Consider the following 1492-nt stretch of genomic DNA (forward strand, 5'->3'; position numbering starts at 1 on the left):
CACCGTCAACTTGGCCATCATTCTGCGAGATGAAAAGCAAGGGCGTTCGATTTTCATCGTTACGCGCCAGCTGTTAACTACGCGCCAGTAGCGCGAGATAACAGGGAACCCTACAGCTAAAAGCTGCAGGGCGAGTTGGCTTTTAGCCTTGACTTGAGACCGGCTAATGGGTGCCCTCTTCCACTCGACGATAACGCCAGCCCCCCCTGTGGCGAGCCGAATCCCGATCCCAACGCCGCCCATTGTGGGAGCGAGCCTGCTCGCGATGGCGTCAGCACATTCAACATTGATGCAAGCTGCCCCACCGCTATCGCGAGCAAGCTGAACTGGTCCAGTAATTTTGGACATTTTTTTCGGTTCTCACGCAGCCAGCTTTTCCGCTGCTACAGGTGAGTGGTAACCGTTGTAACTGTGGCGCCTGACATTGTTGTAGCGCGTCACATAGCGGTTTATATCAACTCGGGCTTCGTGTTCCGAGTTGTATCCCTCTTCAGGCACCCACTCGGACTTCAAACTGCCAAAAAAACGCTCCATCGGGGCGTTATCCCAGCATTGGCCTTTTCGACTCATGCTCTGCTTAAGCTCGTGCGCCACCAGTTCGTCCCGGAATTTATGGCTGGTGTACTGACATCCCTGGTCAGAATGGAACAGTACGCCTTTAGGTCGCCCTCTCAATTCGACGGCCATTCGCAGTGATTCGCGCGCCAGTGTCGCGTCGGCGACCAGTGAAAACGACCAGCCCACTACTCGTCGCGCAAATAGATCCAGAACGACTGAGAAGTAGAGCCAGCGCTTGCCCAGCTGGATATAGGTGATATCTGCGCACCAAACCTTATTGATATCAGCTACGTAAAACTCACGGTCCAGCTCATTCTCAGCCACCAGCGACTCAACGCCCGATGACTTGTACTTGTGAGGTCTGCGCTGACGGCTAGCGATCCCAGCTTCCTTCATCAACCCGCGGGCCATATAGCGGCCCACCTGATGGCCGTCGCCCCGCAGGTCTTCGGAGAGGGTTCGTGCACCTGCCGAGCCTTTTGATGCCTTGTGGTATTTAATTAGAACAACCTTGAGCGCTTCGCGCTCCGGGTTGGTTTTACCTTGGCGCTGACGCCAGGCGTAATAGCTGCTGCGGTTGACTTCAAACACGCGGCAGCAGTCTGTAATGCCGTACTGCTCGCCTAGCTCACTGATCAGAGGGAATGATCTTTGGAGTCTAAAAGCAGGAGAGCACTGGCCTTTTTTAGGATTTCGATATCCCGGTCTTTCTGCCTGAGCAGGGCTTTAAGTTCCTGGATTTGCTTCTGATCGGCGGTGATTGCCTTGGTACCGACAAGCGTCGATCCGGCGCGCTCTTTTCGCACCTGCTCGACCCAGCGGCGCAGGGCTGTTGGGCCGATATCCAAGCTGGCACAGATCTCGGGAATCGGCTGATCCTCATCGAGCACCATGCTTGCAGCTTTGAGTTTGAACTCACTGGAATAGGATTTTC

The 1492-nt window shown here is 54.9% G+C and carries 2 protein-coding genes; both read right to left on the minus strand.

The annotated features are described in order from the left end of the window. Positions 1-360 precede the first annotated feature (360 nt). Positions 361-1197: an IS3 family transposase gene (locus AD659_RS28800; RefSeq protein ID WP_053117753.1), complete on the minus strand. Its 837-nt coding sequence runs from the start codon at positions 1195-1197 to the stop codon at positions 361-363. Beyond that, positions 1194-1492, minus strand: a 299-nt coding sequence (locus tag AD659_RS30320; RefSeq protein ID WP_248842655.1) for a transposase, incomplete at its 5' end; no start/stop codon positions are given. The genes AD659_RS28800 and AD659_RS30320, both read right to left, overlap by 4 nt.

The sequence above is a fragment of the Pseudomonas thivervalensis genome, from assembly GCF_001269655.1.
Lineage (GTDB): Bacteria > Pseudomonadota > Gammaproteobacteria > Pseudomonadales > Pseudomonadaceae > Aquipseudomonas > Aquipseudomonas thivervalensis.